The sequence below is a fragment of the Acinetobacter sp. 766875 genome, assembly GCF_000582055.1.
Classification (GTDB): Bacteria; Pseudomonadota; Gammaproteobacteria; order Pseudomonadales; family Moraxellaceae; genus Acinetobacter; species Acinetobacter nosocomialis.
Map to the genome: position 1 here is coordinate 85,275 of NZ_JEXX01000003.1, position 25,901 is coordinate 111,175.

Annotated in this window: 23 protein-coding genes; 13 read left to right on the forward strand and 10 right to left on the reverse strand. The window is 39.3% G+C overall.

Going from position 1 to position 25,901, the window contains the following annotated elements:
• Positions 1-126 precede the first annotated feature (126 nt).
• From J576_RS04495 to J576_RS04520, 6 genes are all read left to right on the forward strand, one after another.
• Positions 127-1,245, forward strand: coding sequence for a CaiB/BaiF CoA transferase family protein (locus J576_RS04495; protein WP_002051167.1), 1,119 nt, complete (start codon positions 127-129; stop codon positions 1,243-1,245).
• A 155-nt stretch (positions 1,246-1,400) separates the two neighbouring features.
• Positions 1,401-2,633, forward strand: coding sequence for a carbohydrate porin (locus tag J576_RS04500; protein ID WP_079377139.1), 1,233 nt, complete (start codon positions 1,401-1,403; stop codon positions 2,631-2,633).
• Between the two features lie 174 nt (positions 2,634-2,807).
• Positions 2,808-5,213, forward strand: coding sequence for a glucose/quinate/shikimate family membrane-bound PQQ-dependent dehydrogenase (locus tag J576_RS04505; RefSeq protein ID WP_002051504.1), 2,406 nt, complete (start codon positions 2,808-2,810; stop codon positions 5,211-5,213).
• 163 nt (positions 5,214-5,376) lie between these two features.
• Positions 5,377-7,020: a nitrite/sulfite reductase gene (locus J576_RS04510; protein WP_004712033.1), complete on the forward strand. Its 1,644-nt coding sequence runs from the start codon at positions 5,377-5,379 to the stop codon at positions 7,018-7,020.
• The gene (locus J576_RS04515) at positions 7,013-7,498 is read left to right on the forward strand and encodes a DUF934 domain-containing protein (protein WP_002051429.1); all 486 of its coding nucleotides are present in this window, start codon (positions 7,013-7,015) and stop codon (positions 7,496-7,498) included. The genes J576_RS04510 and J576_RS04515 overlap by 8 nt, the downstream gene beginning before the upstream one ends.
• Before the next feature lie 78 nt (positions 7,499-7,576).
• Positions 7,577-7,930, forward strand: a complete 354-nt coding sequence (locus tag J576_RS04520) for a DMT family transporter (RefSeq protein WP_002051463.1) — start codon at positions 7,577-7,579, stop codon at positions 7,928-7,930.
• A gap of 52 nt (positions 7,931-7,982) precedes the next feature.
• On the opposite strand, the gene J576_RS04525 is transcribed toward J576_RS04520, so the two are convergent.
• The 3 genes from J576_RS04525 to J576_RS04535 form a co-directional block, all read right to left on the reverse strand.
• Positions 7,983-8,426, reverse strand: coding sequence for a VOC family protein (locus tag J576_RS04525; RefSeq protein ID WP_002051396.1), 444 nt, complete (start codon positions 8,424-8,426; stop codon positions 7,983-7,985).
• Positions 8,427-8,551: 125 nt separating this feature from the next.
• Positions 8,552-9,727 (reverse strand): thiolase family protein, encoded by a 1,176-nt coding sequence (locus tag J576_RS04530; protein WP_002051130.1) that lies wholly within the window; start codon positions 9,725-9,727, stop codon positions 8,552-8,554.
• A gap of 108 nt (positions 9,728-9,835) precedes the next feature.
• Positions 9,836-10,351, reverse strand: a complete 516-nt coding sequence (locus tag J576_RS04535) for a GspH/FimT family pseudopilin (protein ID WP_025467915.1) — start codon at positions 10,349-10,351, stop codon at positions 9,836-9,838.
• A gap of 379 nt (positions 10,352-10,730) precedes the next feature.
• Between J576_RS04535 and omp38 the strand changes: the two genes are divergently transcribed.
• Positions 10,731-11,783 (forward strand): outer membrane protein Omp38, encoded by a 1,053-nt coding sequence (omp38, locus tag J576_RS04540; RefSeq protein WP_002051401.1) that lies wholly within the window; start codon positions 10,731-10,733, stop codon positions 11,781-11,783.
• Positions 11,784-11,910: 127 nt separating this feature from the next.
• Here omp38 and J576_RS20185 read toward each other — a convergent pair whose 3' ends face one another.
• The 5 genes from J576_RS20185 to J576_RS04565 form a co-directional block, all read right to left on the reverse strand.
• Entirely contained in the window at positions 11,911-12,069 is a 159-nt protein-coding gene (locus tag J576_RS20185; protein WP_002051090.1) for a hypothetical protein, read from the reverse strand.
• 3 nt (positions 12,070-12,072) lie between these two features.
• On the reverse strand, positions 12,073-13,278 hold the full coding sequence (locus J576_RS04550) for an RtcB family protein (protein ID WP_002051561.1): 1,206 nt from the start codon (positions 13,276-13,278) through the stop codon (positions 12,073-12,075).
• A 276-nt stretch (positions 13,279-13,554) separates the two neighbouring features.
• Positions 13,555-15,015, reverse strand: a complete 1,461-nt coding sequence (locus J576_RS04555) for an amino acid permease (protein ID WP_002051328.1) — start codon at positions 15,013-15,015, stop codon at positions 13,555-13,557.
• Between the two features lie 21 nt (positions 15,016-15,036).
• The gene (locus tag J576_RS04560; protein ID WP_002051385.1) at positions 15,037-16,050 is read right to left on the reverse strand and encodes a methyltransferase; all 1,014 of its coding nucleotides are present in this window, start codon (positions 16,048-16,050) and stop codon (positions 15,037-15,039) included.
• A 66-nt stretch (positions 16,051-16,116) separates the two neighbouring features.
• Positions 16,117-17,475: a uracil-xanthine permease family protein gene (locus tag J576_RS04565; RefSeq protein ID WP_002051493.1), complete on the reverse strand. Its 1,359-nt coding sequence runs from the start codon at positions 17,473-17,475 to the stop codon at positions 16,117-16,119.
• 178 nt (positions 17,476-17,653) lie between these two features.
• Here J576_RS04565 and typA point away from each other — a divergent pair, with 178 nt between their 5' ends.
• The 3 genes from typA to J576_RS04580 all read left to right on the forward strand — a co-directional run bounded on the left by typA (position 17,654) and on the right by J576_RS04580 (position 20,671).
• Positions 17,654-19,489, forward strand: coding sequence for a translational GTPase TypA (typA, locus tag J576_RS04570; RefSeq protein WP_001280092.1), 1,836 nt, complete (start codon positions 17,654-17,656; stop codon positions 19,487-19,489).
• A 256-nt stretch (positions 19,490-19,745) separates the two neighbouring features.
• Positions 19,746-20,177 carry a large conductance mechanosensitive channel protein MscL gene (gene mscL, locus J576_RS04575; protein WP_000022555.1) on the forward strand — a complete coding sequence of 144 codons (432 nt, stop codon included), beginning with the start codon at positions 19,746-19,748 and terminating at the stop codon, positions 20,175-20,177.
• Between the two features lie 140 nt (positions 20,178-20,317).
• Complete coding sequence (locus J576_RS04580) at positions 20,318-20,671, forward strand: gamma-glutamylcyclotransferase family protein (protein ID WP_002051116.1); 354 nt, start codon at positions 20,318-20,320, stop codon at positions 20,669-20,671.
• Between the two features lie 11 nt (positions 20,672-20,682).
• Here the strand turns inward: J576_RS04580 and J576_RS04585 are convergent, their stop codons facing one another.
• Both J576_RS04585 and mutM read right to left on the reverse strand, forming a co-directional pair.
• Entirely contained in the window at positions 20,683-20,973 is a 291-nt protein-coding gene (locus tag J576_RS04585; protein WP_002051379.1) for a peptidylprolyl isomerase, read from the reverse strand.
• 19 nt (positions 20,974-20,992) lie between these two features.
• Positions 20,993-21,817: a bifunctional DNA-formamidopyrimidine glycosylase/DNA-(apurinic or apyrimidinic site) lyase gene (mutM, locus tag J576_RS04590; protein WP_002051106.1), complete on the reverse strand. Its 825-nt coding sequence runs from the start codon at positions 21,815-21,817 to the stop codon at positions 20,993-20,995.
• A 75-nt stretch (positions 21,818-21,892) separates the two neighbouring features.
• On the opposite strand from mutM, the gene J576_RS04595 reads away from it, so the two are divergent.
• From J576_RS04595 to J576_RS04605, 3 genes are all read left to right on the forward strand, one after another.
• Positions 21,893-22,459: a DNA-3-methyladenine glycosylase gene (locus tag J576_RS04595; protein WP_002051454.1), complete on the forward strand. Its 567-nt coding sequence runs from the start codon at positions 21,893-21,895 to the stop codon at positions 22,457-22,459.
• A 134-nt stretch (positions 22,460-22,593) separates the two neighbouring features.
• Entirely contained in the window at positions 22,594-24,726 is a 2,133-nt protein-coding gene (locus J576_RS04600) for a TonB-dependent receptor family protein (protein ID WP_002051536.1), read from the forward strand.
• A 9-nt stretch (positions 24,727-24,735) separates the two neighbouring features.
• On the forward strand, positions 24,736-25,845 hold the full coding sequence (locus tag J576_RS04605; RefSeq protein WP_002051194.1) for an NADH:flavin oxidoreductase/NADH oxidase: 1,110 nt from the start codon (positions 24,736-24,738) through the stop codon (positions 25,843-25,845).
• The last annotated feature ends 56 nt before the right edge of the window (positions 25,846-25,901 follow it).

Sequence of the window (25,901 nt, forward strand, 5' to 3'; positions counted from 1 at the left end):
GTAAAAGCACTTTTTACATGTTAAATTGCCGAAATGATCAAGGTAAATGGCTGAACATGACATTGTTTTAGAATATTTGCTTAACTAATATAAAAGAAAATTCGAATAATAGTGGTTAAAAATACGATGACGACAGCATTAAATGGACTTAAAGTTCTCGATTTCTCGACGCTCTTACCTGGACCTTTTGCCACAATGTATTTGGCCGATATGGGGGCAGAAGTCATCCATATCGAATCACCATCACGTCCAGATCTCATTCGGATAATGCCGCCATATGCCAATGGACAGGCGACTGCACATAGTTATCTAAACCGAAATAAACAGTCGATTGTTCTCGATTTAAAAGATGCTGCCAGTATTGATCTGATAAAAGCCAAGATTTCCGAGTTTGATATTGTCATAGAACAATTTCGACCAGATGTCATGCGCCGTTTAGGATTGGACTATGCAACGCTTGCAGAAATTAACCCGCGTTTAATTTATTGCTCAATTACAGGTTATGGACAAACAGGAAGCTACAAAGATCGAGCTGGACACGACATTAATTACTTAGCTTTAGCAGGTATTTCTGGATATAGTGGCCGACAAGATAGTGGTCCACCACCGCTTGGCATTCAGGTTGCCGATATTGCAGGTGGATCATTACATGCAGTTATTGCGATTTTGGCTGCGGTCGTTGAGCGCAGCCGTAGTGGTATAGGCCAATATATTGATATTTCCATGACGGATTGTGTGGCGAGTCTAAATAGTATGGCTGCGTCAGCTACGCTTGCAGGACAAGTTGAACAGGCGCCAGAAAAGGGAATGCTTAATGGAGGTATTTTCTATGACTATTATATGACTCAAGATGGTCGTTATCTTTCGATTGGCAGTCTTGAACCGCAGTTTATGGCTGGCTTATCTGCTGCATTAGATTTACCTGTGTTATTGCAAAAAGGCGCTTCATTAGATGCCGAAGATCGACAGGAAGTTAAACAAGCCATTCAAGAAAAAATTAAAACCAAAACATTTAAAGAGTGGCATGAAATTTTTGCAAATCTTGATGTGTGTGTAGAGCCTGTATTGAGTTTAAGTGAGGCTTTAAATTCACCGTTAGCACAACAACGTGGATGGATTGTGAATGTACCTTTGCAAAATAATACGGCAGATACAGAACCTCAAATTGCATGCCCAATTAAGTTCTCACGTTCCCAAATGCGATATTCCTTTGTAGGTCAAAAGGTTGGCGAGGGGCAGTGGTAAGGTTAGAGGGCTATTTCTTATACAGTAAGTACTAAGATTATTATCTGATTAATCAATTGATTAACATTTTGAATAATTTCTTTACATAAAATTAGCGTAACCTTTATAAACAAAGACATAAAAGGTTCGTAAACATGAAAACGCATAAATCTTTGATGGTTTCCTGTTTATCCGTTTTATCAATTACTCTTTTTGTTCAGCATGCACAAGCTGCTGCTGCATTTGACCCAAATAGTTCTTGGATGTTGGGTGATTGGAACGGGCAACGTACAGCGTTACAAGCACAAGGTTATGATTTTTCTTTTGGATATACCGGTGAATACGCCGGTATTTTAGATTCAAAGAATACTTCTACACACGGTAGCGCTTATACAGGGCAACTTGCTTTAGGTTCGCATTTGGACCTAGGTAAAATTTTAGGGTGGCAAGATACTGAAGCTCAAATCACTTTAACTTATCGTGATGGGCAATCGCTTTCTGAACATTCTCCAGCTTTAGCTGGACACATTAGTTCTGCACAAGAAGTGTGGGGGCGTGAGCAAACTTGGCGTTTAACAGACTTGTGGATTAAGAAAAAATTCCTTGATCAGAAGTTAGATGTAAAAGTTGGTCGTTTTGGTGAAGGTGAAGACTTTAATAGCTTTGACTGTGACTTCCAGAACTTGGCCCTCTGTGGTTCACAAGTGGGTAACTGGGTAGGCGATCAGTGGTATAACTGGCCAGTTAGCCAATGGGCAATGCGTGTTAAATATAATGTGCAACCCGATTTATATACGCAAATTGGTGTATATGAATATAACCCAGAGAACCTGGAGCGTGGCAAAGGTTTCAACCTAAGCACAGATGGTTCTCACGGTGCAATTATTCCGGCAGAGGTCGTTTGGTCACCTAAATTAGGCGTGCAAAGCATGCCTGGTGAATACCGTTTAGGTTATTACTACAGCACTGCTGATGCAGAGGAAATTACTAATCCAACCAAAACATCTCATAAGCAAGGTGTTTGGGTAACTGCGAAACAAAAATTATTCCAGCCAGCTGATCAAACTGATCGCGGTTTAACAGGTTTTGTGAACCTTACTTTCCACGATTCAGATACTAATAAAGTTGATAACATGCAAAATGTAGGCTTAGTCTACAAAGGTTTGCTCAATCAACGTCCACAAGATGAGTTGGCACTTGGCGTTGCTCGTATTCATATCAATGATGACTGGAGCGATATTCAAGCCAAAGAATACGACACTGAATACAATACCGAGCTTTACTATGGTATTCATGCCACTAACTGGCTAACTATTCGTCCAAATGTGCAATATGTTCGTCATGTTGGTGCATTAAAAAATGGTGATAACACTTGGGTAGGCGGTATTAAATTCTCAACCGTATTCTAAGTAATTATTCCGAAAAACGGATTGTCGAGGGCTAAATCATTGATTGAAGTATCCAGACCTTCCGTTTTTTTCTTTATGCCTGAATTTTGTTTTATATGTATTGGTGATGCCATTTTTCTATAAGGTTTTTGGCACATCTTTCCGATAAAAATGATGATTGATAAGAGGTGGTTTATGAATCAACCTTCTTCAAGATCAGGATTAACGACATTTACCGTAATCATTATTGGGTTATTGGCGTTATTCCTGTTAATTGGAGGTATTTGGCTCGCTACACTAGGCGGTTCAATTTACTACATTGTAGCTGGAGTCTTACTTCTCATTGTTACATGGCAACTCTACAAGCGCGCTTCAACTGCTTTGTGGGTTTATGCTGCATTAATGCTAGGTACTATTATCTGGAGTGTCTGGGAAGTTGGAACAGACTTTTGGGCGCTTGCACCTCGTTTAGATATTTTAGGTATTCTTGGTTTATGGTTATTGGTTCCGGCAGTGACTCGTGGAATCAACAACCTTGGATCAAGTAAAGTTGCCTTATCTTCAACTTTAGCGATTGCAATCGTGTTGATGGTTTATTCTATCTTCAACGATCCACAAGAAATTAATGGTGAGATCAAAACTCCTCAACCAGAAACTGCTCAAGCCGTTCCAGGTGTAGCAGAGAGTGATTGGCCAGCTTATGGTCGTACTCAAGCTGGTGAGCGTTATTCTCCGCTCAAACAAATTAATGACCAAAATGTCAAAGATTTGAAAGTAGCATGGACACTACGTACTGGTGATTTCAAAACAGATAATGATTCTGGTGAAACAACCAATCAGGTTACGCCAATTAAAATTGGTAATAACATGTTTATCTGTACGGCTCACCAACAATTAATTGCGATTGATCCGGCTACTGGTAAAGAGAAATGGCGTTTTGATCCTAAACTTAAAACAGATAAATCGTTCCAGCATTTAACTTGTCGTGGTGTAATGTACTACGATGCAAACAATACTACTGAGTTTGCAACGAGTCTCCAAAGCAAGAAATCTAGTTCTACACAATGTCCACGTAAAGTCTTTGTTCCAGTTAATGACGGGCGCTTAGTGGCTGTGAATGCTGACACTGGTAAAGCATGTACTGACTTTGGTCAAAATGGTGAAGTGAACTTACAAGAGTTTATGCCATATGCTTATCCAGGTGGTTATAACCCAACATCTCCTGGTGTTGTGACAGGTTCAACAGTAGTTATTGCTGGTTCTGTGACAGACAACTATTCAAATAAAGAGCCATCTGGTGTGATTCGTGGATATGACGTGAACACTGGTAAGCTTCTTTGGGTATTTGATACTGGCGCAGCAGATCCAAATGCTATGCCAGGTGAAGGTACAACATTTGTTCATAACTCTCCAAATGCTTGGGCACCTTTAGCATACGATGCCAAACTTGATATCGTTTATGTTCCAACAGGTGTAGGTACTCCAGATATTTGGGGTGGTGACCGTACCGAGTTGAAAGAACGTTATGCGAACTCTATGTTAGCGATTAATGCTTCAACTGGTAAATTGATTTGGAACTTCCAGACAACCCATCACGACTTATGGGATATGGACGTACCGTCACAACCATCTTTGGCAGATATTAAAGACAAATCTGGTAAAACTGTTCCAGCAATTTATGTATTGACTAAAACAGGTAATGCCTTTGTTCTTGATCGCCGTAATGGTCAGCCAATTGTTCCTGTAACTGAGAAACCAGTTCCACAAACAGTTAAACGCGGACCACAGACTAAAGGCGAACATTATTCAAAAACTCAGCCATTCTCTGACTTGAACTTGGCACCACAAGATAAATTGACTGATAAAGATATGTGGGGTGCGACAATGCTTGATCAGCTCATGTGTCGTGTGTCATTCAAACGTCTCAATTACGATGGTATTTATACACCACCATCTGAAAACGGTACTTTAGTTTTCCCTGGTAACTTGGGTGTGTTTGAATGGGGCGGTATGTCAGTTAACCCTGATCGTCAGGTTGCTGTCATGAATCCGATTGGCTTGCCATTCGTAAGTCGTCTAATTCCTGCTGATCCAAACCGTGCGCAAACTGCAAAAGGTGCAGGTACTGAGCAAGGTGTTCAGCCAATGTATGGCGTACCGTATGGTGTAGAAATCAGCGCATTCCTATCTCCGCTTGGTTTACCTTGTAAACAACCAGCTTGGGGATATGTGGCTGGCGTAGATTTGAAAACTCATGAAGTCGTTTGGAAAAAACGTATTGGTACTATCCGTGATAGCTTACCAAAACTGTTCCAATTACCAGCTGTTAAAATTGGTGTTCCTGGTTTAGGTGGTTCAATCTCTACTGCCGGTAATGTTATGTTTGTTGGTGCAACTCAAGATAACTACATCCGTGCCTTTAACGTCACGAATGGTAAGAAATTATGGGAAGCACGTTTACCAGCAGGTGGACAAGCAACACCAATGACTTATGAAATCAACGGTAAGCAATATGTTGTGATCATGGCCGGTGGTCATGGTTCATTTGGTACAAAAATGGGCGACTATTTAGTGGCTTATGCATTGCCAGATAACAAATAAACGTTTGCTATCAAAAAAGCCCAGATTTATCTGGGCTTTTTTATATCGATGTATATAAGCTTATCAATAAAATCGTTATTAAATATGCAAAAAAAGCATTTTATTGATGAATAAAAGCTCGCTATGCTATCCGCCTTAATAATGAATCTACTAGCCATACGCCATGTATTTATATACCGATTTCGACCAGCAGCTGGTTAATGAACGAGTTGCTCAGTTCCGTGATCAGACTGAACGCTATTTAGCTGGCAAACTTTCTGAAGATGAATATCGTCCATTACGTTTGCAAAATGGTTTATATGTGCAACGTTATGCGCCTATGCTGCGTATTGCTGTGCCGTATGGCTTAATGAATTCAAAACAATTACGTAAAGTTGCTGAAGTTTCAACAAAATATGATCGTGGTTATGCACACGTATCAACACGTCAAAACATTCAGTTAAACTGGCCTGCACTTGAAGATGTGCCAGATATTTTGGCAGAACTTGCAACTGTACAAATGCATGCTATTCAAACTAGTGGTAACTGTATTCGCAACACGACAACTGACCAATATGCGGGTGTGGTTGCTGGTGAAATTGCAGACCCTCGCCCAACATGTGAATTGATTCGTCAGTGGAGTACATTCCACCCTGAATTTGCATTCTTGCCACGTAAGTTCAAAATTGCTGTTTCTGCACTTGAAGAAAAAGATCGCGCAGCAACTGCATTCCATGATATTGGTGTTTATATCGTGCGTAATGAGGCAGGTGAAATTGGCTATAAAATTATGGCTGGGGGTGGTTTAGGCCGTACCCCAATCATCGGTAGTGTCATTCGTGAGTTTTTACCACGTGAAGATTTAATTGCTTATTTAGAAGCTGTTCTACGTGTTTATAACTTGCATGGCCGTCGTGATAACAAATATAAAGCGCGTATCAAAATCTTGGTTAAAGCATTAACGCCTGAAGTATTTGCACAGAAAGTTGAAGCTGAATTTGAACACACACGTGAAGCATTAAAAATTCAGCCAGAAATCTTGAAAAAACTGGATGAAGAGTTCACTCCGTTTGATTATCAAGATTTGGCAGATGAAGATTTCACGGATTTATTCGCTGAGCATCCAAAATTCAAACAATGGTTCAATATCAACACGCATGCACATAAAGTGAAAGGCTATCGTATTGTTACGATTTCTCTAAAACGTGCAGGCATCGCACCGGGTGATATGACCACCGAAGAAATGAATTTTATTGCAGATCTTGCTGATAAATATACGTTCGGTGAGCTTCGTACCACTCACGAACAAAATATTGCTTTGGCAGATGTGCCTCAAAAAGATTTGTTTGATGTATGGCAAGCGCTTGAACAACACAATATGGCACGTGCACATATTGGTTTTATTACCGATATTATTAGTTGCCCGGGTGGTGATTTCTGCTCACTTGCAAATGCGAAATCAATTCCAATTGCTGAAGCGATTACACGTCGTTTTGAAGACTTAGACAAAGTTTATGATCTTGGTCATTTAGATCTAAATATTTCTGGTTGTATGAATGCTTGTGGTCACCACCACGTGGGTAACATCGGTATTTTAGGTGTAGATAAAAAAGGCGCTGAGTTCTACCAAATTACATTAGGTGGTAATTCAGACCATGATGCCTCTATCGGTGACATCTTAGGCCCATCATTTGCAGCAGATGCTGTTCCAGACGTTATTGAAGAAGTATTAAATACTTATCTTGATTTACGTACTGAAGGTGAGCGTTTCGTCGATACATATCGCCGTGTAGGAATTCAACCATTTAAGGAGCGTGCATATGCTTAATACAGCTCTACCAGTGCTTTATAAAGACGGCACGATTGCAGACAATACTTATCAAATCATTGCTGAAGATGGTGTGGTTCCTCAAGGTGATGTTGTTGTAACAACAGCTCAACTCGATCAATTAACTAATGTTCAAGGCAAAAAAGCTTTGTATGTGACTGTGAGCGATTCACCAGAAGATCATACATTCCCACTTAGCGAACTCGATGCGATCTTTATTGAGTTTGCTGGCTTTGGTGATGGTCGTGGATATTCATTTGCAGCGTTATTACGTCGTCAAGGTTTCCAAGGTGAACTGCGTGCAACTGGCGATGTGTTTAAGGATGTCTTAAACTACTTAAAGCGCTCAGGTTTTGATAGTTTTGTAATTAAAGAAGGTAAAGATGTGCAAGAGGCGGCAGCTGGTTTGCAAGACTTTACCAACCCGTACCAAGCTTCAACAGCCGTACCGCAAGCAAGTTATCAAACTGGTGCTTAAATAATTTTGAATGAAGAAGCTGAACTTAGGTTCAGCTTTTTTTATAATTACTTTTTAATAAATGAATGAAGAATAAGAATGTTAGGCTTAATTTCAAAAATAAATCCTGGTGCTTGGTGGTTAATATTTGCTATTGCGACAGATGTGCTCTCAACATTTTATTCGGCTAAAGGCAATGGATTAGTTAATAAAACTGCTCAAGGAATTGCTCTAGTTTTATATATTGGGTCTTTTGCATGTGCAGCTATTGCTTTGAAATATATGCAGGCGGGAATTTTATATGTGCTTTGGTCTGGAATAGGTGTATTAGCAACTGCTTTTCTTGCAAAGATTTTTCTTGGGCAGAATATTGATGTAGCTGGATGGGTAGGTATAGGTTTTATTACCGTTGGTTTAATGATTATTGCGCAGTATTCTAATATTAATGTTTAAGACCCTTATAGAAATAGTAAGTGTCTCTATAAGGGGCTGATCTTAAAAAATATTATGTATCAAGCTGACAGTTAACCATCCACTTTATGCCAAACTGATCGGTAAATGCACCGTATAATGCACCCCAGAAAGTTTTTTCTAATGGCATTTCAACTTGTCCATTTACAGATAGAGCATCGAACAGCTGTTTTGCTTTTTCTTGCTCATCTTTTTCAAGGTTGATTGCGATGTAATGATTATTACCTTTAGTAAATACACTATTCGGGGTACAGAATTGATCGATAGTGTCTGATGCCATGAGTACTGTGTACTCATTAATCGGTAGAGAAACGTGCAGCACTAAATTTTTTTCGGCTTCAGATAATGTTACACCCTCGTTAGGTGGCATGTCGCTATAACGGCTCAGCATAGCAAATTCACCACCAAAGACCGATTTATAAAAATTAAAGGCTTGTTCTGCCTGACCTTGGAAATTGAGATAGTGATTGAGTTGCATTGTTATTGTCCATTGTTGTTTTCGTTTAAAGGAATAAGTTAAAACTTAAAAGTGATTTTGTGGGTCTTTTTTTGTAAATTTTTCATAAAAAATCCCACCGAAGTGGGATTTTAAACAGATTTTAATTAAAGAATTTCGATGGCAACAGCTGTTGCTTCACCACCACCAATACAAAGTGCGGCAATACCTTTTTTACCGCCAGTGCGTTTAAGCGCATGAATAAGTGTAAGAATAATGCGAGAACCTGTAGAACCTACCGGATGACCTAGGGCACAAGCCCCCCCATTGATATTTACTTTCTCTGCATCAAGTTTGAAATCATCAATTGGACACATGGTAACCATAGCAAATGCTTCATTAATTTCCCAAAGGTCAACGTCCTGAGCATTCCACCCAGCTTTTTTAAGAACTTTCTCGATAGCACCCACAGGAGCGATGGTAAATTCTGAAGGATGCTGAGAATTTGAAGCTGTCGCAATAATTTTAGCAAGCGGTTGTAAGCCACGTTGTGCTGCAACTTCACTTGATGTTAACACCAATGCAGAAGCACCATCAGAAATAGAACTCGCATTTGCTGCGGTAATTGTACCGTCTTTTGCAAAAGCTGGTTTAAGTGAAGGAATTTTATCAATCTTCGCATTTAAAGGTTGTTCATCTTGGTCAACAATCACATCGCCTTTACGTGTAGAGACAGTAACAGGGACGATTTCATCTTTGAAATAGCCTTCAGTAATTGCAGTTTGAGCACGTTTTAAAGAACGAATGGCAAAGTCATCCATTTGCTCACGTGTATAGCCACGTGTATTTGCCATATCTTGAGCAAATGAACCCATTAAACGACCCGTTTCAGCATCTTCTAAACCGTCGAAGAACATATGGTCTTTAATTTCGCCATGACCCATACGGTAACCAGCACGTGCTTTGGGCAATACATAAGGAGCATTAGTCATTGACTCCATACCACCTGCAACCACAATTTCAGCACTGCCTGCTTTGATCATGTCTGCTGCTTGCATCACGGCTTTCATGCCTGACCCACAAAGCTTATTAATCGTCACTGCACCTGTAGAGTCAGGTAAACCAGCTTTACGCATCGCTTGACGAGCAGGGCCTTGTTTTAAACCCGCAGGTAGTACACAACCCATAATGACTTCTTCGACATCAGTAGGTTGCAAGCCTGCTCGTGCGATTGCTTCTTTAATTGTTACTGCACCTAGTTCAGGAGCAGTTAGATCAGATAGTGATCCTTGAAAACCACCCATAGCAGTACGAGCACCATTAACAATTACGATGTCAGTCATTGTTGTAATCTCCGATTGTTCTTTATCTCAAATTAAGAAAACATTAAAACTTAAGCAGTATATTGCAAAATGAGGGATGTATTGGTCTCGGCATTAGACTGTAGAGTTCTAACAATTTTTTAATTCTTCGACACGTACATGCCCCATTTTGCTAAGAACTAATTTAAAATTTTTAAGCTGATCATAAGAACAGTAAATAAAACTACCATTAGACTCGATTGGAAGTCCCGAGCTTCCTTGAAAAATAATACTATTTTGTTTTTTACCAAAACGTTGTAATTTCATAGAACCATAAGTATGGTTAAGATCTATAGAGGTTAATAATTCTTCATTTAAATCATGCTGTAGATTGCGGTTACTATCTACGAAGCTGATTAAGTGTTTATTCCAATCTGTATTACAGATTACCTGATCTGAACTTGGACACAGAACAATGTTCTTATGCTGAATAATTGCGTCCGATTTGGCTTTTTGTATATGAATTGTGAGTACACGCGAAGTATTTTTTAATTCTACAGATGCCATAAATTGATGGTATAAAGGAATGGCTATAACTGACATAATCACAAGAATTACGAGGGTTATAGAGAGCTCAACTATAGTAAAACCAGGAGATCTAAACATTAAGAAACCTTAATATATGTATAAATAGAGCAATTTTATGTTTTCTGACAATGATTTATATTATTTTTTATAATAAGGAAACACAAAATTAAATAAGGGTTATCAGTTGGCTAGAATACTGGTAAAATCACCGCAAGCGAAACAAAGAAGTTATTCATTTTTGCTAGTTGAGTAAAAAATTACCGAATTACAACGGAAATTGTAAGTAATTTTGTCAATAATTTACTTGATTAAAATTATCAAGCACTTGGAAAGTTTATCAAGTGTTTGTATGATTCAAATGTGAATAGCTTAAAAATAATACTGGGGTAAAAATATCTCAGGGGCCAATAAATTTAGGCTGAGCTTGAACAACAATTGTTATCTCTGGAGGATATCCATGAAATTGAGTCGTATTGCACTTGCTACTATGCTTGTTGCTGCTCCATTAGCTGCTGCTAATGCTGGCGTAACAGTTACTCCATTATTGCTTGGTTACACTTTCCAAGACAGCCAACACAATAATGGCGGTAAAGATGGTAACCTAACTAACGGTCCTGAGTTACAAGACGATTTATTCGTTGGTGCAGCTCTTGGTGTTGAATTAACACCATGGTTAGGTTTCGAAGCTGAATATAACCAAGTTAAAGGTGATGTAAACGGCGCTTCTGCTGGTGCTGAATACAAACAAAAACAAATCAACGGTAACTTCTATGCTACTTCTGATTTAATCACTAAAAACTACGACAGCAAATTTAAGCCGTATGTATTATTGGGTGCTGGTCACTACAAATACGACTTTGATGGTGTAAATCGTGGTACACGTGGTAATTCTGAAGAAGGCACTTTAGGTAATGCTGGTATCGGTGCATTCTATCGCATCAACGATGCTTTATCTCTTCGTACAGAAGCTCGTGGTACTTATAACTTTGATGAACAATTCTGGAACTATACAGCTCTTGCTGGTTTAAACGTAGTTCTTGGTGGTCACTTGAAGCCTGCTGCTCCTGTAGTAGAAGTTGCTCCAGTTGAACCAACTCCAGTTGCTCCACAACCACAAGAGTTAACTGAAGACCTTAACATGGAACTTCGTGTGTTCTTTGATACTAACAAATCAAACATCAAAGACCAATACAAGCCAGAAATCGCTAAAGTTGCTGAAAAATTATCTGAATACCCTAACGCTACTGCACGTATCGAAGGTCACACAGATAACACTGGTCCACGTAAGTTGAACGAACGTTTATCTTTAGCTCGTGCTAACTCTGTTAAATCAGCTCTTGTAAACGAATACAATGTTGACGCTTCTCGTTTGTCTACTCAAGGTTTCGCTTGGGATCAACCGATTGCTGACAACAAAACTAAAGAAGGTCGTGCTATGAACCGTCGTGTATTCGCGACAATTACTGGTAGCCGTACTGTAGTAGTTCAACCTGGTCAACAAGCTCAATAATTTGAGTTTCTGAACAGTAAAAAAGCGACTCGTTAGAGTCGCTTTTTTTATTGTGATTTTTAAAATATCTTTCATTTGTATATCTCCTTGATGACATTTATTCAGTTAATTATTTATAGATAAGTTTTTACCAAACACCTTTTCTTAACTGTTGTTTGGTGTCTTGTCTATCTCTACGATGCTGTGCACGAGGTTTTTCTGTCTCATGCATGCCACCTTTTTGAAGTAAAGGTGAAAGGGCTACGTGGTTGCGAGCCTTAATTTTTGGCATTTCTTTAATTTTCATGTTTTAACCTTTAATACATAAAACTTGTTTAAGTGTATGGACCACTTCAATAAGATCTGACTGGTTCGCCATAACTTCATCAATGTCCTTATAAGCGCTTGGAATCTCATCGACAACACCACTGTCTTTACGACATTCAATTCCTTGCGTTTGTTCAATTAAGTCTTGTTGATTAAAAAGTATTTTTGCCTTGCTTCGGCTCATTTTGCGGCCAGCTCCGTGAGAGCAAGAACAAAAAGACTCAGGATTAGCTTTTCCTCTAACAATATAAGAACGTGCTCCCATAGAACCTGGAATAATTCCTAACTCATTTAAACCCGCTCTAATCGCTCCTTTTCTGGTAACTAAAAGATTTTCACCAAAATGGGTTTCTCGACTTACATAATTATGATGGCAATTAATTGCTTCTTTTGTCATTTGAAAAGAGGGTAGAAGAGGTCGAATTGCTTCTAAGATTAATCGCATCATTTCTTTGCGATTTTCGAAAGCATATTCTTGTGCCCATTCCACAGCTTCTACATAATCATTAAAACTGTTTGAACCTTCAGCAAAATAACTTAGGTCTTTATCAGGTACATGCCCGAAGCGATGTTGTGCTTCTTTCTTGGCAAGTTCAATAAAATAAGTACCAATGACATTACCAAGACCGCGACTACCTGAATGGAGCATGACCCATACATCTTGATTTTCATCAATACATAACTCTATAAAATGATTACCACCTCCTAATGTCCCTAATTGTTTTTGCCAAGTTGCATCAAACTGCCGAAGCATACGAACTAGACTTGGATGTTTCTTTATAATCGGTTGTAAACGCTTTTCGAGTGGAATAATACTCGACGCCTTAGCTTTGACCTGTTTATGTAAAGCAAAACCGACGGGTACTTTACGTTCGATTGCATCACGTAAACGGCTTAAGTTATCTGGAAGTTGTGACGCTTTTAGACTCAAACGAATTGCATTCATTCCACAACCAATATCTACACCAACTGCAGCTGGAATAATTGCATGTTTAGTCGGAATAACACTACCTACAGTCGCGCCTTTTCCTACGTGAACATCTGGCATAACAGCAATATGTGAGTATATGAATTGCAGCTGTGCCATTTTCTTTAGTTGTTCGATACTTTCACTATCTATATCTTGAGTGAAAATTTTAACCGGCACACCATAGAGTGCCTCTTCGTTTAATATTTTTTGTATGCCCATAATTTTTCTCTTATTTTTCTGTCCGAATAGGCATAAAAAAACCTAGCGAATGCTAGGTCTTAAATTCGAGCATTCGGACAAGTGAATTAAATTTGTACACTTGTCCGTGAGCTGACATCGTGCCAAATCGTTACTGTGTTTTACCTTGTAGTGTTGGCATGATGTCCTCCTTTTTTAAAAGTGCCGTTGAAAATCTGAACGGCATTTTACCTGTTTTTAACTAAAGATCAAGTTTTTGACATTTAGATATTTTTGATTAGCTCTTTAAGCTTACTATTAATCTTGCTCTGGTTTTACATCCATTTGATCGTAAGGTATTAATTTAGTCTTATTTTTCCATTTATATCCGAGCCAAATTACTAAGAATAAAGGCAAGCTAATATAGGTAGAAAGTAAGCCCATCCAGTCAATTTTACCGCCTAAAACAGCTTGATAGTTTTGTCCTAAAATAATGACAGAACAAAGAATAAAGGCAAACCATGGAGCAAATGGGAAAAACTTAGCACGGTAGGCAAGATCTTCGAGCTTATAACCTTGAGCAATATAACCTTTACGGAAACGATAATGTGAAATTGCAATACCTAGCCAAACAATGAAACCACACATCCCAGACATATTGAGAAGCCAGTTAAAGACTTGCTTTTCACCGATAAAAGTCGTTAAGAAGCAGAATGCAGCAATAAATGTAGTCGCATATAAGGCATTCATTGGAACACCACGATTGTCGAGTTTTGCAAACCATTTTGGTGCGCGGCCTTGTTGAGCCATATCAAATAACATACGGGTAGACGAATACATACCTGAGTTACCTGCCGACAAAATAGCTGTCAAAATAACCGCATTCATTAAGCTCGCAGCGAAAGCAAAGCCTACTTTTTCATAAAGCAAGGTAAAAGGAGAAAGTGCAACATTTTCTGTTGTCGCAGCTTGTAATAGGTTTGGATCATCATAGGCAATGAGTGTACCGATAATGAAAATACACAACACATAGAATAATAAAATTCGCCAGAAAATCTGTTTAATCGCAAGTGGTATCGTTTTCTTTGGATCTTTCGATTCACCCGCAGCCACACCCACCATTTCGGTTCCCTGAAATGAGAACCCTGCAATCATGGCAACACCAATCATGGCTTGTAAACCACCTACAAAAGGCGCATCTTTGTAAGTCCAATTACCAAAAGTGGCCACACCTGGTGTCAACATCACCTTAATAATCATGGCAATACCAATGATAATGAAGGCAACAATAGCGATAACTTTAACCATTGAAAACCAGAATTCGCTTTCGCCAAATCCTTTTACACTCATCGCATTAATCATAAAAATAATGACGAGGAAGAGCGCACTCCAATAGAACCCGGGAATATCTGGAAACCAGAACTTCATAATAAACTGTACTGCAACGAGTTCAAACGCAACCGTGATTGCCCAGTTATACCAGTAGTTCCAACCTAGTGCGAAACCAAAGCCTTCTTCCACATAGCGACTGCCATAGGTGAAGAATGCGCCAGATGTCGGTGTATGAGTTGCAAGTTCGCCCAAGCTGGTCATTAAGAAATAAATCATAATACCAATGAGGGAATAGGCGAGTAACGCCCCACCTGGACCTGCATTTGCAATGGTTGAACCAGAAGCAAGGAAGAGACCTGTACCAATGGAACCACCAATGGCGATCATATTCAGATGACGAGCCCCAAGCTTTCGCTGGAGTTTTTCAGGAGCATGTGTTTCGCTCATGGAGATTCCTTACATAGTTTGTTATGCACAGGCATATAACACCTTAAAGCCTTGTAGATCAGTTTTAATCTCACACTGACCAAAGTGCTTCTCGATTAAGATCGGATAGTTTAAAAAACGGTTTGCTACAATCCATAGCTCACCTGATGCCTTTAAATGTTTTTTAGCGTTCTGGCAGAGTCCTTCACTTGCATCGTAGTTGGTATGAATACCTTGATGAAAGGGGGGATTACTGACAATGGCATCAAGTTCTGTTGGGGCGTCTGCAATTCCTGTAACGGGCTGCAATCTCAACTGGTCTGAACCTATTCCATTTCGACTAAAAGTCATTTCCGTTGACCGTAAAGCGAAGGCATCAATATCTAGGGCATGAATAATATTACTTGAATTTACTTTTGCCAAATAGCAACTGATAATTCCCGCACCACACCCGAAGTCGGCAATTCTACCTGATTTCACCTGATTTAGATAAGGGAGTAAAACAGCAGTTCCGACATCTAGATGATTTTGACTAAAAACGCCAGGTAGCGCGCAAATGGTAAGTTCTTGTTCATTTGCTTGAACAGTATAGGTTTTTAACCAGCTTTCAAGAGGTTTGATCTTTTCAGTTTTTTCAATTTTTAAATGCCATAATTGACAATGGCGTGCACTATCGAGTTTAAGTATCTGACCAAAACTTTGTAATTGTTTAGCTGCTCTTTCAACACCGCCTTTTTTCTCACCTACTAGAAAAACTGATTGATCAGCCTTTAAATGGCTCATCACTACATGCAATATATAGTTTAAAAGCTCTTTTGATTTAGGCACAAAAATTAAAGCTTGATCAAATTCTTGTGATGGAAACTCAACTGAGAAATGTGCTGGCGTACCTGTATTAATGAAACCTTGGTAGTCGGCATAATTCCATGTCCAGACTGAGGCATCAACCGCAGTAGGTAATTGACTGACTAAGGCATCATTGGGTGCATTAATCAACAAGAGTCTACCTTTTAAATAGTCTTGCTGTCTTAATACCACTTCACTTCTAGGATCCATGTACATCTCTCATGAAGAAGAATGCCCAGTGGAAACTGGGCAGTAAACAAAAAATTAAAAAATAGGTTATTTGTGGATTTCAGGCAGAACAATATTTAAAATTAGTGCTGCAATACCACCTGTTGCTACACCAGAACTAAAAATATTTTTAAATAACTCTGGCAAGTGCTCCAAAATTTGTGGAACTTGGGCAACACCTAAACCGAGTGCAAGTGATATTGCAATAATTAAAAGTGCGCGACGATCTAAATGAATTGATGAAAGAATGTTAATGCCTGAGGCAGCAACAGCGCCGAACATTACCATAACTGCTCCACCTAATACGGCTTGTGGAACAGCTTGTATTACACCAGCTACAGCAGGGAATAGACCTAATAAAATGAGTAAAGCAGCAATCCAGATTCCTACATAACGACTTGCTACACCGGTTAATTGGATAACGCCATTATTTTGGGCAAACACCGAACTTGGGAAAGTATTGAATAGGCCAGCAAGTAATGAATTTGCACCATTTACTAACACACCACCCTTAATACGTTGCATCCACTGAGGACCATCTACAGGTTGGTTTGATAGTTTACTGGTTGCCGTCACGTCACCAATTGCTTCTAATGAAGTCACTAAATAAATAAATGCCATTGGAATAAATAAGCCCCATGAGAAGCTTAAGCCAAAATGCATTGGTGTCGGAATTTGAATCACGGGTGCATCTTTTAAACCAGAGAAGTCTAAATACCCCATAAACCCGGCAAGAATGTAGCCAATAACTAAAGCAATTAAAATAGCTGAACTTTTAATCCAGACAATACGAATACGGTTTAGGACAATAATAATAGCAAGAACCGTACACGACATTATAAGGTTATCAGCACTGGCAAAGGTATGGTCCTGCATGGCTTGATAACCACCGCCCATACTAATCAAACCTTCTTTAATGAGCGTTAGACCAATCAGGAGTACCACAATACCTGTTACAAGGGGAGTAATTAGCTTTTTTACCCATGGGAGAATTTGTGATACGCCCATTTCAATAAATGAACCTGCAATCACAACACCAAAAATAGCAGCCATAACTTGATTGACTGGCGTCCCCGCAGCAACCATTGCACTGCCAATACCGATAATCGGGCCAATAAAGTTAAAGCTTGTTCCTTGAACAATGAGTAGACCTGCACCGAAAGGACCAACTTTTTTGCATTGTAAGAAAGTTGCAATTCCTGAAATGACCAAAGACATGGATAAAATCATGTTAGTTTCGGTACGTGAAACGCCCAAAGCTAAACAAATGAGAAGTCCAGGTGTAACAATCGGGACAATAATTGCAAGCAAATGTTGAAAAGCTGCTAGAAAAGCCACGAAGGGTTTTGGTCGGTCATCTAGTCCATAAACGAGGTCAAGACGGTCTTGTGATGGTTGATTGGACATGGGAGTAAATACGCCGCAATTTCGCAAATTGGCGCTATTCTAATCGAGATACCTATCTTTACAAAACGAAATACAGACTATTGGAAATTTTTTTTGTCAATGTCAATAAACTGTCACTACTCAAGAGTAGTGTTTTTCTGTATAATTTGCCCTCAAATTTTAGGCGTTTCGAATTTTCATGTCAGATATCAAAAATCTCCGTAATATCGCAATTATTGCGCACGTCGACCACGGGAAAACCACACTTGTCGATAAACTACTTCAGCAATCAGGTGCTCTCGGTGACCGAGCAGGCGAGATTGAGCGTGTCATGGACTCGAATGCGCTTGAAAGTGAACGTGGTATTACCATCTTAGCGAAAAACACCGCTATTACTTGGTTAGACAAACGTACAGATACAACTTACCGTATCAACATCGTAGATACCCCGGGACACGCCGACTTCGGTGGTGAAGTAGAACGTGTAATGTCGATGGTTGACTGCGTACTACTTCTTGTTGACTCACAAGAAGGCCCAATGCCACAAACTCGCTTTGTGACTCAAAAAGCCTTTGCTCGTGGTTTAAAACCAATCGTGATTATCAACAAAGTTGACAAGCCAAGTGCTCGTCCAGACTGGGTAATCGATCAAGTATTTGATTTATTTGATAACCTTGGTGCAACTGATGAGCAACTTGATTTCCCAATCGTTTATGCATCAGGTTTACGTGGTGTAGCGGGTCCTGCTCCTGAAGAGCTTGCAGAAGACATGACTCCGTTGTTCGAAACGATTGTAGACATCGTTGAGCCACCAGCGGTTGATGTTGATGGTCCATTCCAAATGCAGATTTCATCACTTGACTATAACAGCTTCGTAGGTGTTATCGGTGTTGGTCGTATTCAACGTGGTTCTGTAAAATTAAATACTCCTGTTACTGTAATTGACAAAGAAGGCAATACACGTAACGGTCGTATCTTAAAAATCATGGGTTACCATGGTTTAGAGCGTATTGATGTTGATTCTGCATCTGCGGGCGATATCGTATGTATTACTGGTATTGATGCACTTAACATTTCTGACACGATTTGTGATCCGAAAAACGTTGAAGCATTACCACCTTTATCTGTAGATGAACCTACAGTGTCTATGACTTTCCAAGTAAACAACTCACCGTTTGCTGGTAAAGAAGGTAAATTCGTAACTTCACGTAATATTCGTGAGCGTCTTGACCGCGAATTAATTCACAACGTAGCTTTACGTGTTGAAGATACTGATAGTCCAGACCGTTTCAAAGTGTCTGGCCGTGGTGAACTTCACCTTTCAGTTTTAATTGAAAACATGCGTCGTGAAGGCTTCGAATTAGGTGTATCACGTCCGCAAGTAATCATTAAAGAAATTGATGGTGAAAAACAAGAACCTTACGAAAACGTAACGTTTGACGTTGAAGAGCAGCACCAAGGCGCTGTAATGGAACAAATGGGTCACCGTAAAGGCGAAATGACCAATATGGAAGTTGACGGTAAAGGCCGTATCCGTATTGAAGCAACTGTTCCTTCACGTGGTTTAATTGGTTTCCGTTCTGAATTCTTAACCATGACCTCTGGTACTGGTATTATGACTTCAAGCTTCTCTCACTATGGTCCTCTTAAACAAGGTACTGTTGCGAAGCGTCAAAACGGTGTGTTGATTTCTATGGTTCAAGGTACATGTTTGGGCTATGCATTATTCAGCTTACAAGACCGTGGTCGTTTATTCGCTAAGCCACAGTTGGAAGTTTACGAAGGTATGATCGTAGGTATTAACTCTCGTTCAGACGATATGGTTGTAAACCCAACTAAAGCGAAACAGTTAACTAACGTTCGTGCGTCTGGTACTGATGATGCTTTAACTTTAACACCTGCAATTGAATTCACGCTTGAACAAGCTCTTGAATTTATTGAAGATGATGAGTTAGTAGAAGTTACTCCAAAATCAATTCGTATCCGTAAGCGTTACTTGACTGAAAACGAACGTAAACGTAACCGTGATAAATAATTTTTCTTAAATGAAAAAGAAAAACCGCTAAATTCGTTTAGCGGTTTTTTTATTACTTACTGGTAAAGCTGAAAGTAAACTTAAAGTCATATTTTTCTTGTAAGCAAATATGTTGTTAAAGTGTGAAATAGCTTTCTTTTTTTGAAAAAAATATTAAATTATCAATATCATGGCGAGTACTATCTAGACGGATAAGAGGCCAGTGAAAAAAGAAAAATATGATGTGTTCCTCCCCCCTACATCTGGAGATGTTTAGATGAGTATTATTCAAGAATTTAAAGAATTTGCCATTAAAGGCAATATGATGGATTTAGCCATTGGTGTAATTATTGGTGGTGCTTTTGGCAAAATCGTAGACTCGTTAGTAAAAGATATCATCATGCCGCTTATCACTGTAATTACTGGTGGTGGTGTTGATTTCTCGCAGAAATTTATCGTATTAGGTGCAAACCCTAATAACTTACAATCTCTAGATGCCTTACAAAAAGCAGGTATCAACGTATTAACTTATGGTAACTTCCTGACCATTTTAATTAACTTCCTGATTTTGGCTTGGGTTGTGTTCTTAATGGTGAAATTATTAAACAAACTTCGCCGTGATAAGAATGAGCCAGAAGCTCCAGCTGCAACTCCAGAAGATATTCAATTATTACGTGAAATTCGTGATGAGTTGAAAAAACAAGCTTAATAAAAAGAATTTGAGTATAAAAACGGTACCTAGCGTACCGTTTTTTATTACATAGCATTTTATACTGGACTAGAGATATTGATAAACTTGCTAAATCACAGTTAAGTTTAGCTAAGCAGATAGAACAGGAACATAAATTAATGAATCAGCTTTTTGTATATGGAACCTTATGCCCTAATAAAGCAAATGCTCATATTTTAGAGCAGATTGGTGGAAGCTGGACGAAAGCTAGTGTACGAGGGGTAATTCATATTTTAGATTGGGGGCCAGACAAAGGCTTAAAGGCCTTAGAGTTAGATTCGCAAGCAGATTGGGTAGAAGGCTATTTGTTTAGCACAGAAAAGTTAGCAGAAAACTGGCAAATGTTAGATGATTTTGAAGGCTTTCAATACCAACGCGTGACAGCTGATATAAAACTAGAGTCGGGTGAATATATTAAAGCTTGGACATATCAAATGAATGCCCAGGCTAATACTTTTGAAAACGATAATTAAATTAATGAGTCCTAACGTAAGCTGCCCATTCGGAATTTAACTTCTAAAAGATGATAGCCAAACTGACTTTTGATAGGACCTTGTAACACGCGTTCAGCAGCAGTAAAAACGACTTTGTCGATAACAGGTACCAACTGTCCTTTTTTGACTTCACCAAGTTCACCGCCACGTTTAGCTGAATTACAGGTAGAATATTGCTTGGCAAGTTTGGCAAAGTCAGCCCCACTTTGTAGCTTCTTTTTTAGCTGTTCGGCTAAGTCTTTATCTTTGACTAAAATATGTCGGACAATTGCTGTTTGCATGTTGTCTTTCTCCAAAAAATTAAGGCTTTTTCAGCTTTTTAAGCGGTTGGCATTGTGGGCAAAATACACTGGCGCGTTGACCAAGTTTTAAGTTTTCTAATGTGGTTTCACAGTTAACACACATTTCTCCGGCACGACCGTATGCGAGCAATGTTTGCTGAAAATAACCATTTTCACCCATGGCATTGCTGTAGTCTCGTAAAGTCGAGCCGCCTAAATCAATTGCCGATTTTAAAATGCGCTTAATCTCGATAACCAGTTTCTCAATTTGTTGCATAGTCAAATCGCCAGCAGGCTGAGCTGGGTGAATGCCAACATTAAACAAGCTTTCGGTTGCATAGATATTGCCAACACCAACCACTACATGATTATCCATGAGTGCAATTTTTATGCCGACAGCTTTATTCTTGAGTTTGGAAGCTAAATATTCTGCATGAAAGTCAGTACTTAAAGGCTCTGGGCCTAAAGTATCGATGAGTTTGCCTTGAGTTTCAGGGTTAAGCCAAAGAATGCAGCCAAAACGACGTGGGTCGTGGTAACGTAACTGATGATCTTCAAATTGAATAATCAGATGATCATGCTTTCTCAATTCATCGTTTGTTTGACATAGACGAAAGCTACCCGACATTCCTAAATGCCAGAGCATTTGATTTTGTTCAAACTCTGCCAAAATATATTTTGAACGACGATTTAATCCAATCAGGCGTTGCCCAACAAGTCTTTGAATATCATCTGGTATTGGCCAACGTAAGCTAGGATTACGTACTTCAACACTTAAAACTTTTTGATTCAATAAGGGAAATAAACTGGTTTTGGTGGTTTCGACTTCGGGTAACTCAGGCATGCCAACTCGCAGAATTAACAGATATACTGGATTAATCAAGTATAACGTGTGGTATGTAATATTTCAGAGAATACTATGTCAGATATTTTACCATTAAGCTGGTTTCAACGAGAAACTTCGGAAGTAGCATATGATTTAATCGGCTGCGTATTATGTAAGCGACAATCTGATGGACAAGTTATCCGCTGTACAATTAGTGAAACAGAAGCTTATTTGGGCGTGCGTGATAAAGCCTGCCATAGCTACAATGACAAACGTACCGCACGAACAGAAGTGATGTATCGCCATGGTGGTACCATTTATGTCTATTTAATTTATGGCATGTATGAAATGCTCAACATTATTACTCAAACAGAAGGTGTACCTGAAGGAGTGATGATTCGATCAGCATTTTTAAATAGTGCTTCAACCAAAAAAGAATATAAGCTTTTGGCTGGACCTGGCAAACTGACACGTTATTTGAGCATTGATCGGACTTTAAAAGGCCAGACTTTAGGTGAAGAATCTGGACTATGGATTGAGGCAGCCACTACACAACAAGAAGTGGTTTTAACGCCACGTATTGGAATTGATTATGCCGAGGAAGCAAAAGATTGGCCTGAACGATATTGCTGGAAAGATCATCCATCTTTGAGCCGATAACTCTTAAACTGGAAATCAATTTTTATATCGCAAAACGACTGTTCCAGATTTACAACAATGTAAACCGAATTCTATATCCAGACAAGGCACTGCTTTTTGTTATCATAACTACAATATAAATAAAGGAAATAAGCATGTCCTTATTACGCTTAGACCGACTTCACTACTGTATTTTGATGAGTATGGGCTGTATTTCTAGCCCACTTGTTTGGGCAGAAGACTTAAATTCAGACGTTGCCAAATTGCCTACTTTACATGTGGAAGCAACGCGTACTGATACTACTTACTTACAAACACCTGCTTCGGTTTTTCGAATAGATGCACCTCAGGCGGATAGTTCTTCACAAGTGAATTTGACCGAAGTTGTGAAGGGGATACCGAGTTTGCAAATTCGTAACCGTGAAAATTATGCGCAAGATTTACAGCTATCTATGCGTGGTTTTGGTGCACGTTCTACTTTTGGTGTCCGAGGTATTCGCCTATATGTGGATGGTATTCCTGCAACAATGCCAGATGGGCAAGGCCAAACGTCTAATATCGACTTAAGCAGTCTGGACCATGTTGAAGTCCTAACAGGGCCTTTTTCTTCACTTTATGGAAACTCATCGGGCGGGACAATTTTAACTTCTACTAAAGAAGGAAAGGGGAAAGACTCAATTGAGCTCAGCTATTCGGGTGGTAGTCACGATAAAAGCCGAGCAGGGCTAGTGCTACAAGGTGGAGCAAAAGGGGCGAATGAACCAAGTTATATTATTAGCTCATCATACTTCGATACCGATGGTTACCGAGAACATAGCGGGGCAGAAAAAATATTAAATAATGCAAAGCTCAGTTGGAACCTTGATGATGGAAGTAAAATCAACTGGGTGACTAACTATGTCAAAATCAATGCCGATGATCCACAGGGTTTAACGCATGATCAGTGGAATGCGAATCCAAAGCAACAAGTTCCGTTTTTAAAGCAATTTAATGTTCGTAAAGATATCGAACAAACCCAAACGGGCATGACATGGTCTAAGCCGATTAATGACAAAAATGAACTTTATGCCATGGCATATTTGGGTAATCGTCAAGTCACTCAGTATCAATCTATTCCTAAATCTACCCAAGATGCCAGTATCAATCATGCGGGTGGTGTGATTGATTTTGACCGTAATTATTATGGTGCTGATTTCCGTTGGATAGGTAAAGAACTATTGCCAAATACAACGGTGAGTTTGGGGGTTGCACTCGATGCGATGGATGAAGATCGTAAAGGCTTTGAAAACTTTAATTTAGTAAATGGTCAACCTTCTTATGGCGTCAAAGGTAAATTACGCCGTGATGAAGACAATACTCTGTGGAATATCGATCCATATTTACAAGCTTCATGGCAGTTCTTACCTACATGGCGTATAGATACAGGTGTACGCTACAGCAATGTGCATTACAAATCCAAAGATAACTATTTAAGTAATGGCGACGATAGCGGCAAGACTGATTACAGTAAAGTTTTACCGTCGCTTGCGTTAAGTTGGCAAATTTTACCTGAGCTCATGGCTTATATGAGTTATGCCAAAGGGTTTGAAACACCGACCTTTACTGAAATGGCATATCAAACTGATACGACAAAGTCAGGTTTTAATTTTGATTTAAAACCATCGACAAGTGATACCTATGAAGCTGGTTTAAAATCACAAAACCAATTAGGTGATTTTACTTTGGCAGTTTTTCAAACTAAAACCAAAAATGACATTGTTTCAGCAGGAAGCTCAAATGGTCGTTCTACCTTCCGAAATGCGGATAAAACTTTGCGTGAAGGGGTAGAGTTTGCATGGAATAAAAAGTTGTGGCGAGATTTAACAGCGACAGCAAGCTATGCCTATTTAGATGCTACTTTTGATGCGGATATTCCTGCTTTAGGCAATATTGCTCAAATTCCAGCTGGCAATGCGATTCCTGGAATTGCTAAAAATCAGGCTTACATTTCTTTAACTTGGCAACCGAGCCACGGACTATATGGTGGTGTAGATGTACAGTATATGGACAAAGTATACGTGAATGATACCAACAGTGACGCAGCACCAAGCTACAGTGTAACTTCAGCAAATATTGGTTATGCATGGGATTTAGGTAATTGGAAAGTCAAAAGCTTTGCTCGTGTAGATAACCTATTTGATAAAAATTATGCGGGTTCAGTTATCGTAAATGATGGTAATGATCGTTACTTTGAGCCCGCTGATGGGCGTAACTGGAGTGCAAGTTTACGTGTAATTAAACAATTCTAGGAATTTAAAATGGCAAAATTATTTGAAACGGTTAATTTTGATTCGCTACAACTGGTCAATAGAATTGTAATTGCCCCAATGTGTCAGTATTCAGCAACTGATGAAGGCGAAATTACCTATTGGCATGAGCAGCAATGGGCAAATTACGCGTTGTCTGGAGCTGGGTTATGCATTGTGGAGGCTACGGCTGTACAAGCGGAAGGTCGAATTAGTTACGCAGATCTTGGACTTTGGAATGATCAGCAACGTGACCAAATCAAAACTTTATTAGGAAAAGTTAAAACACTTTCTCCTATGCCATTTGGAATTCAGTTAGCACATGCTGGACGTAAGGCATCAACTGAAAAGCCTTGGTTGGGTAAAGGTCAAATTGCAAAAGATCAGCCACATGGTTGGCAAACAGTTGCTCCAAGTACAAGTACTTTTTCAGTTCACGATGCTGCGCCACATGCATTAACAATCGATGAAATTAAACAAATTCAACAAGACTTCGCTGCTGCGGCAAAACGTGCAGTTGAAGCTGGCTTTGAGCTAATTGAAGTACATGCAGCACATGGCTACTTGTTGCATCAATTTTTATCGCCAATTGCGAATCAACGAACAGATGAATATGGCGGTTCTTTAGAGAACCGTATGCGTATGACGCTTGAAGTACTTCAGGCAATTAAACTTGCTGTTCCTGCGGGTTATCCTGTAGGGGTGCGTTTATCTGCAACTGATTGGATGGATGGTAACGAACAGTGGGACGTTGAGTCTACAGTTGGGTTATCAAAAGCTTTAGAGCAGCTGGGAGCCGCTTATATCCATGTCTCTAGTGGTGGCTTACATGAACACCAAAATATTACCATCGGGGCAGGTTACCAAGTACCATTCGCGGAGCAGGTTAAAAAACATGTATCTATTCCTGTGATTGCGGTAGGTCTTATTACTGATCCACAGCATGCTGAACAAATTTTAGAAAACCAACAAGCTGATGCCATTGGTCTTGCACGTGCAATGTTATATGACCCACGTTGGCCATGGCATGCTGCAGCTACATTGGGGGCAAAAGTCAAAATTGCTCCTCAATATTTGCGTTGTCAACCACATGGCTTAAAACAGCTTTTTGATTCTTTTTAGTTTTTAATATTCGGGCAAATTAAGATTTGCCCGTTTTTCTTTTGAAATGAGTGAGG

What these genes read in the sequence shown, in the direction of transcription:
- J576_RS04510 (WP_004712033.1), top strand. Translation starts at nt 5,377, where the DNA reads ATGTATTTATATACCGATTTCGACCAGCAGCTGGTTAATGAACGAGTT.
- J576_RS04495 (WP_002051167.1), top strand. Translation starts at nt 127, where the DNA reads ATGACGACAGCATTAAATGGACTTAAAGTTCTCGATTTCTCGACGCTC.
- J576_RS04605 (WP_002051194.1), top strand. Translation starts at nt 24,736, where the DNA reads ATGGCAAAATTATTTGAAACGGTTAATTTTGATTCGCTACAACTGGTC.
- mutM (WP_002051106.1), bottom strand. Translation starts at nt 21,817, where the DNA reads ATGCCTGAGTTACCCGAAGTCGAAACCACCAAAACCAGTTTATTTCCC.
- J576_RS04560 (WP_002051385.1), bottom strand. Translation starts at nt 16,050, where the DNA reads ATGGATCCTAGAAGTGAAGTGGTATTAAGACAGCAAGACTATTTAAAA.
- J576_RS04525 (WP_002051396.1), bottom strand. Translation starts at nt 8,426, where the DNA reads ATGCAACTCAATCACTATCTCAATTTCCAAGGTCAGGCAGAACAAGCC.
- J576_RS04565 (WP_002051493.1), bottom strand. Translation starts at nt 17,475, where the DNA reads ATGTCCAATCAACCATCACAAGACCGTCTTGACCTCGTTTATGGACTA.
- J576_RS04530 (WP_002051130.1), bottom strand. Translation starts at nt 9,727, where the DNA reads ATGACTGACATCGTAATTGTTAATGGTGCTCGTACTGCTATGGGTGGT.
- J576_RS04580 (WP_002051116.1), top strand. Translation starts at nt 20,318, where the DNA reads ATGAATCAGCTTTTTGTATATGGAACCTTATGCCCTAATAAAGCAAAT.
- typA (WP_001280092.1), top strand. Translation starts at nt 17,654, where the DNA reads ATGTCAGATATCAAAAATCTCCGTAATATCGCAATTATTGCGCACGTC.
- J576_RS04505 (WP_002051504.1), top strand. Translation starts at nt 2,808, where the DNA reads ATGAATCAACCTTCTTCAAGATCAGGATTAACGACATTTACCGTAATC.
- J576_RS04515 (WP_002051429.1), top strand. Translation starts at nt 7,013, where the DNA reads ATGCTTAATACAGCTCTACCAGTGCTTTATAAAGACGGCACGATTGCA.
- J576_RS04500 (WP_079377139.1), top strand. Translation starts at nt 1,401, where the DNA reads ATGGTTTCCTGTTTATCCGTTTTATCAATTACTCTTTTTGTTCAGCAT.
- J576_RS04555 (WP_002051328.1), bottom strand. Translation starts at nt 15,015, where the DNA reads ATGAGCGAAACACATGCTCCTGAAAAACTCCAGCGAAAGCTTGGGGCT.
- J576_RS20185 (WP_002051090.1), bottom strand. Translation starts at nt 12,069, where the DNA reads ATGAAAATTAAAGAAATGCCAAAAATTAAGGCTCGCAACCACGTAGCC.
- J576_RS04595 (WP_002051454.1), top strand. Translation starts at nt 21,893, where the DNA reads ATGTCAGATATTTTACCATTAAGCTGGTTTCAACGAGAAACTTCGGAA.
- J576_RS04535 (WP_025467915.1), bottom strand. Translation starts at nt 10,351, where the DNA reads ATGTTTAGATCTCCTGGTTTTACTATAGTTGAGCTCTCTATAACCCTC.
- J576_RS04585 (WP_002051379.1), bottom strand. Translation starts at nt 20,973, where the DNA reads ATGCAAACAGCAATTGTCCGACATATTTTAGTCAAAGATAAAGACTTA.
- J576_RS04520 (WP_002051463.1), top strand. Translation starts at nt 7,577, where the DNA reads ATGTTAGGCTTAATTTCAAAAATAAATCCTGGTGCTTGGTGGTTAATA.
- mscL (WP_000022555.1), top strand. Translation starts at nt 19,746, where the DNA reads ATGAGTATTATTCAAGAATTTAAAGAATTTGCCATTAAAGGCAATATG.
- J576_RS04550 (WP_002051561.1), bottom strand. Translation starts at nt 13,278, where the DNA reads ATGGGCATACAAAAAATATTAAACGAAGAGGCACTCTATGGTGTGCCG.
- J576_RS04600 (WP_002051536.1), top strand. Translation starts at nt 22,594, where the DNA reads ATGTCCTTATTACGCTTAGACCGACTTCACTACTGTATTTTGATGAGT.
- omp38 (WP_002051401.1), top strand. Translation starts at nt 10,731, where the DNA reads ATGAAATTGAGTCGTATTGCACTTGCTACTATGCTTGTTGCTGCTCCA.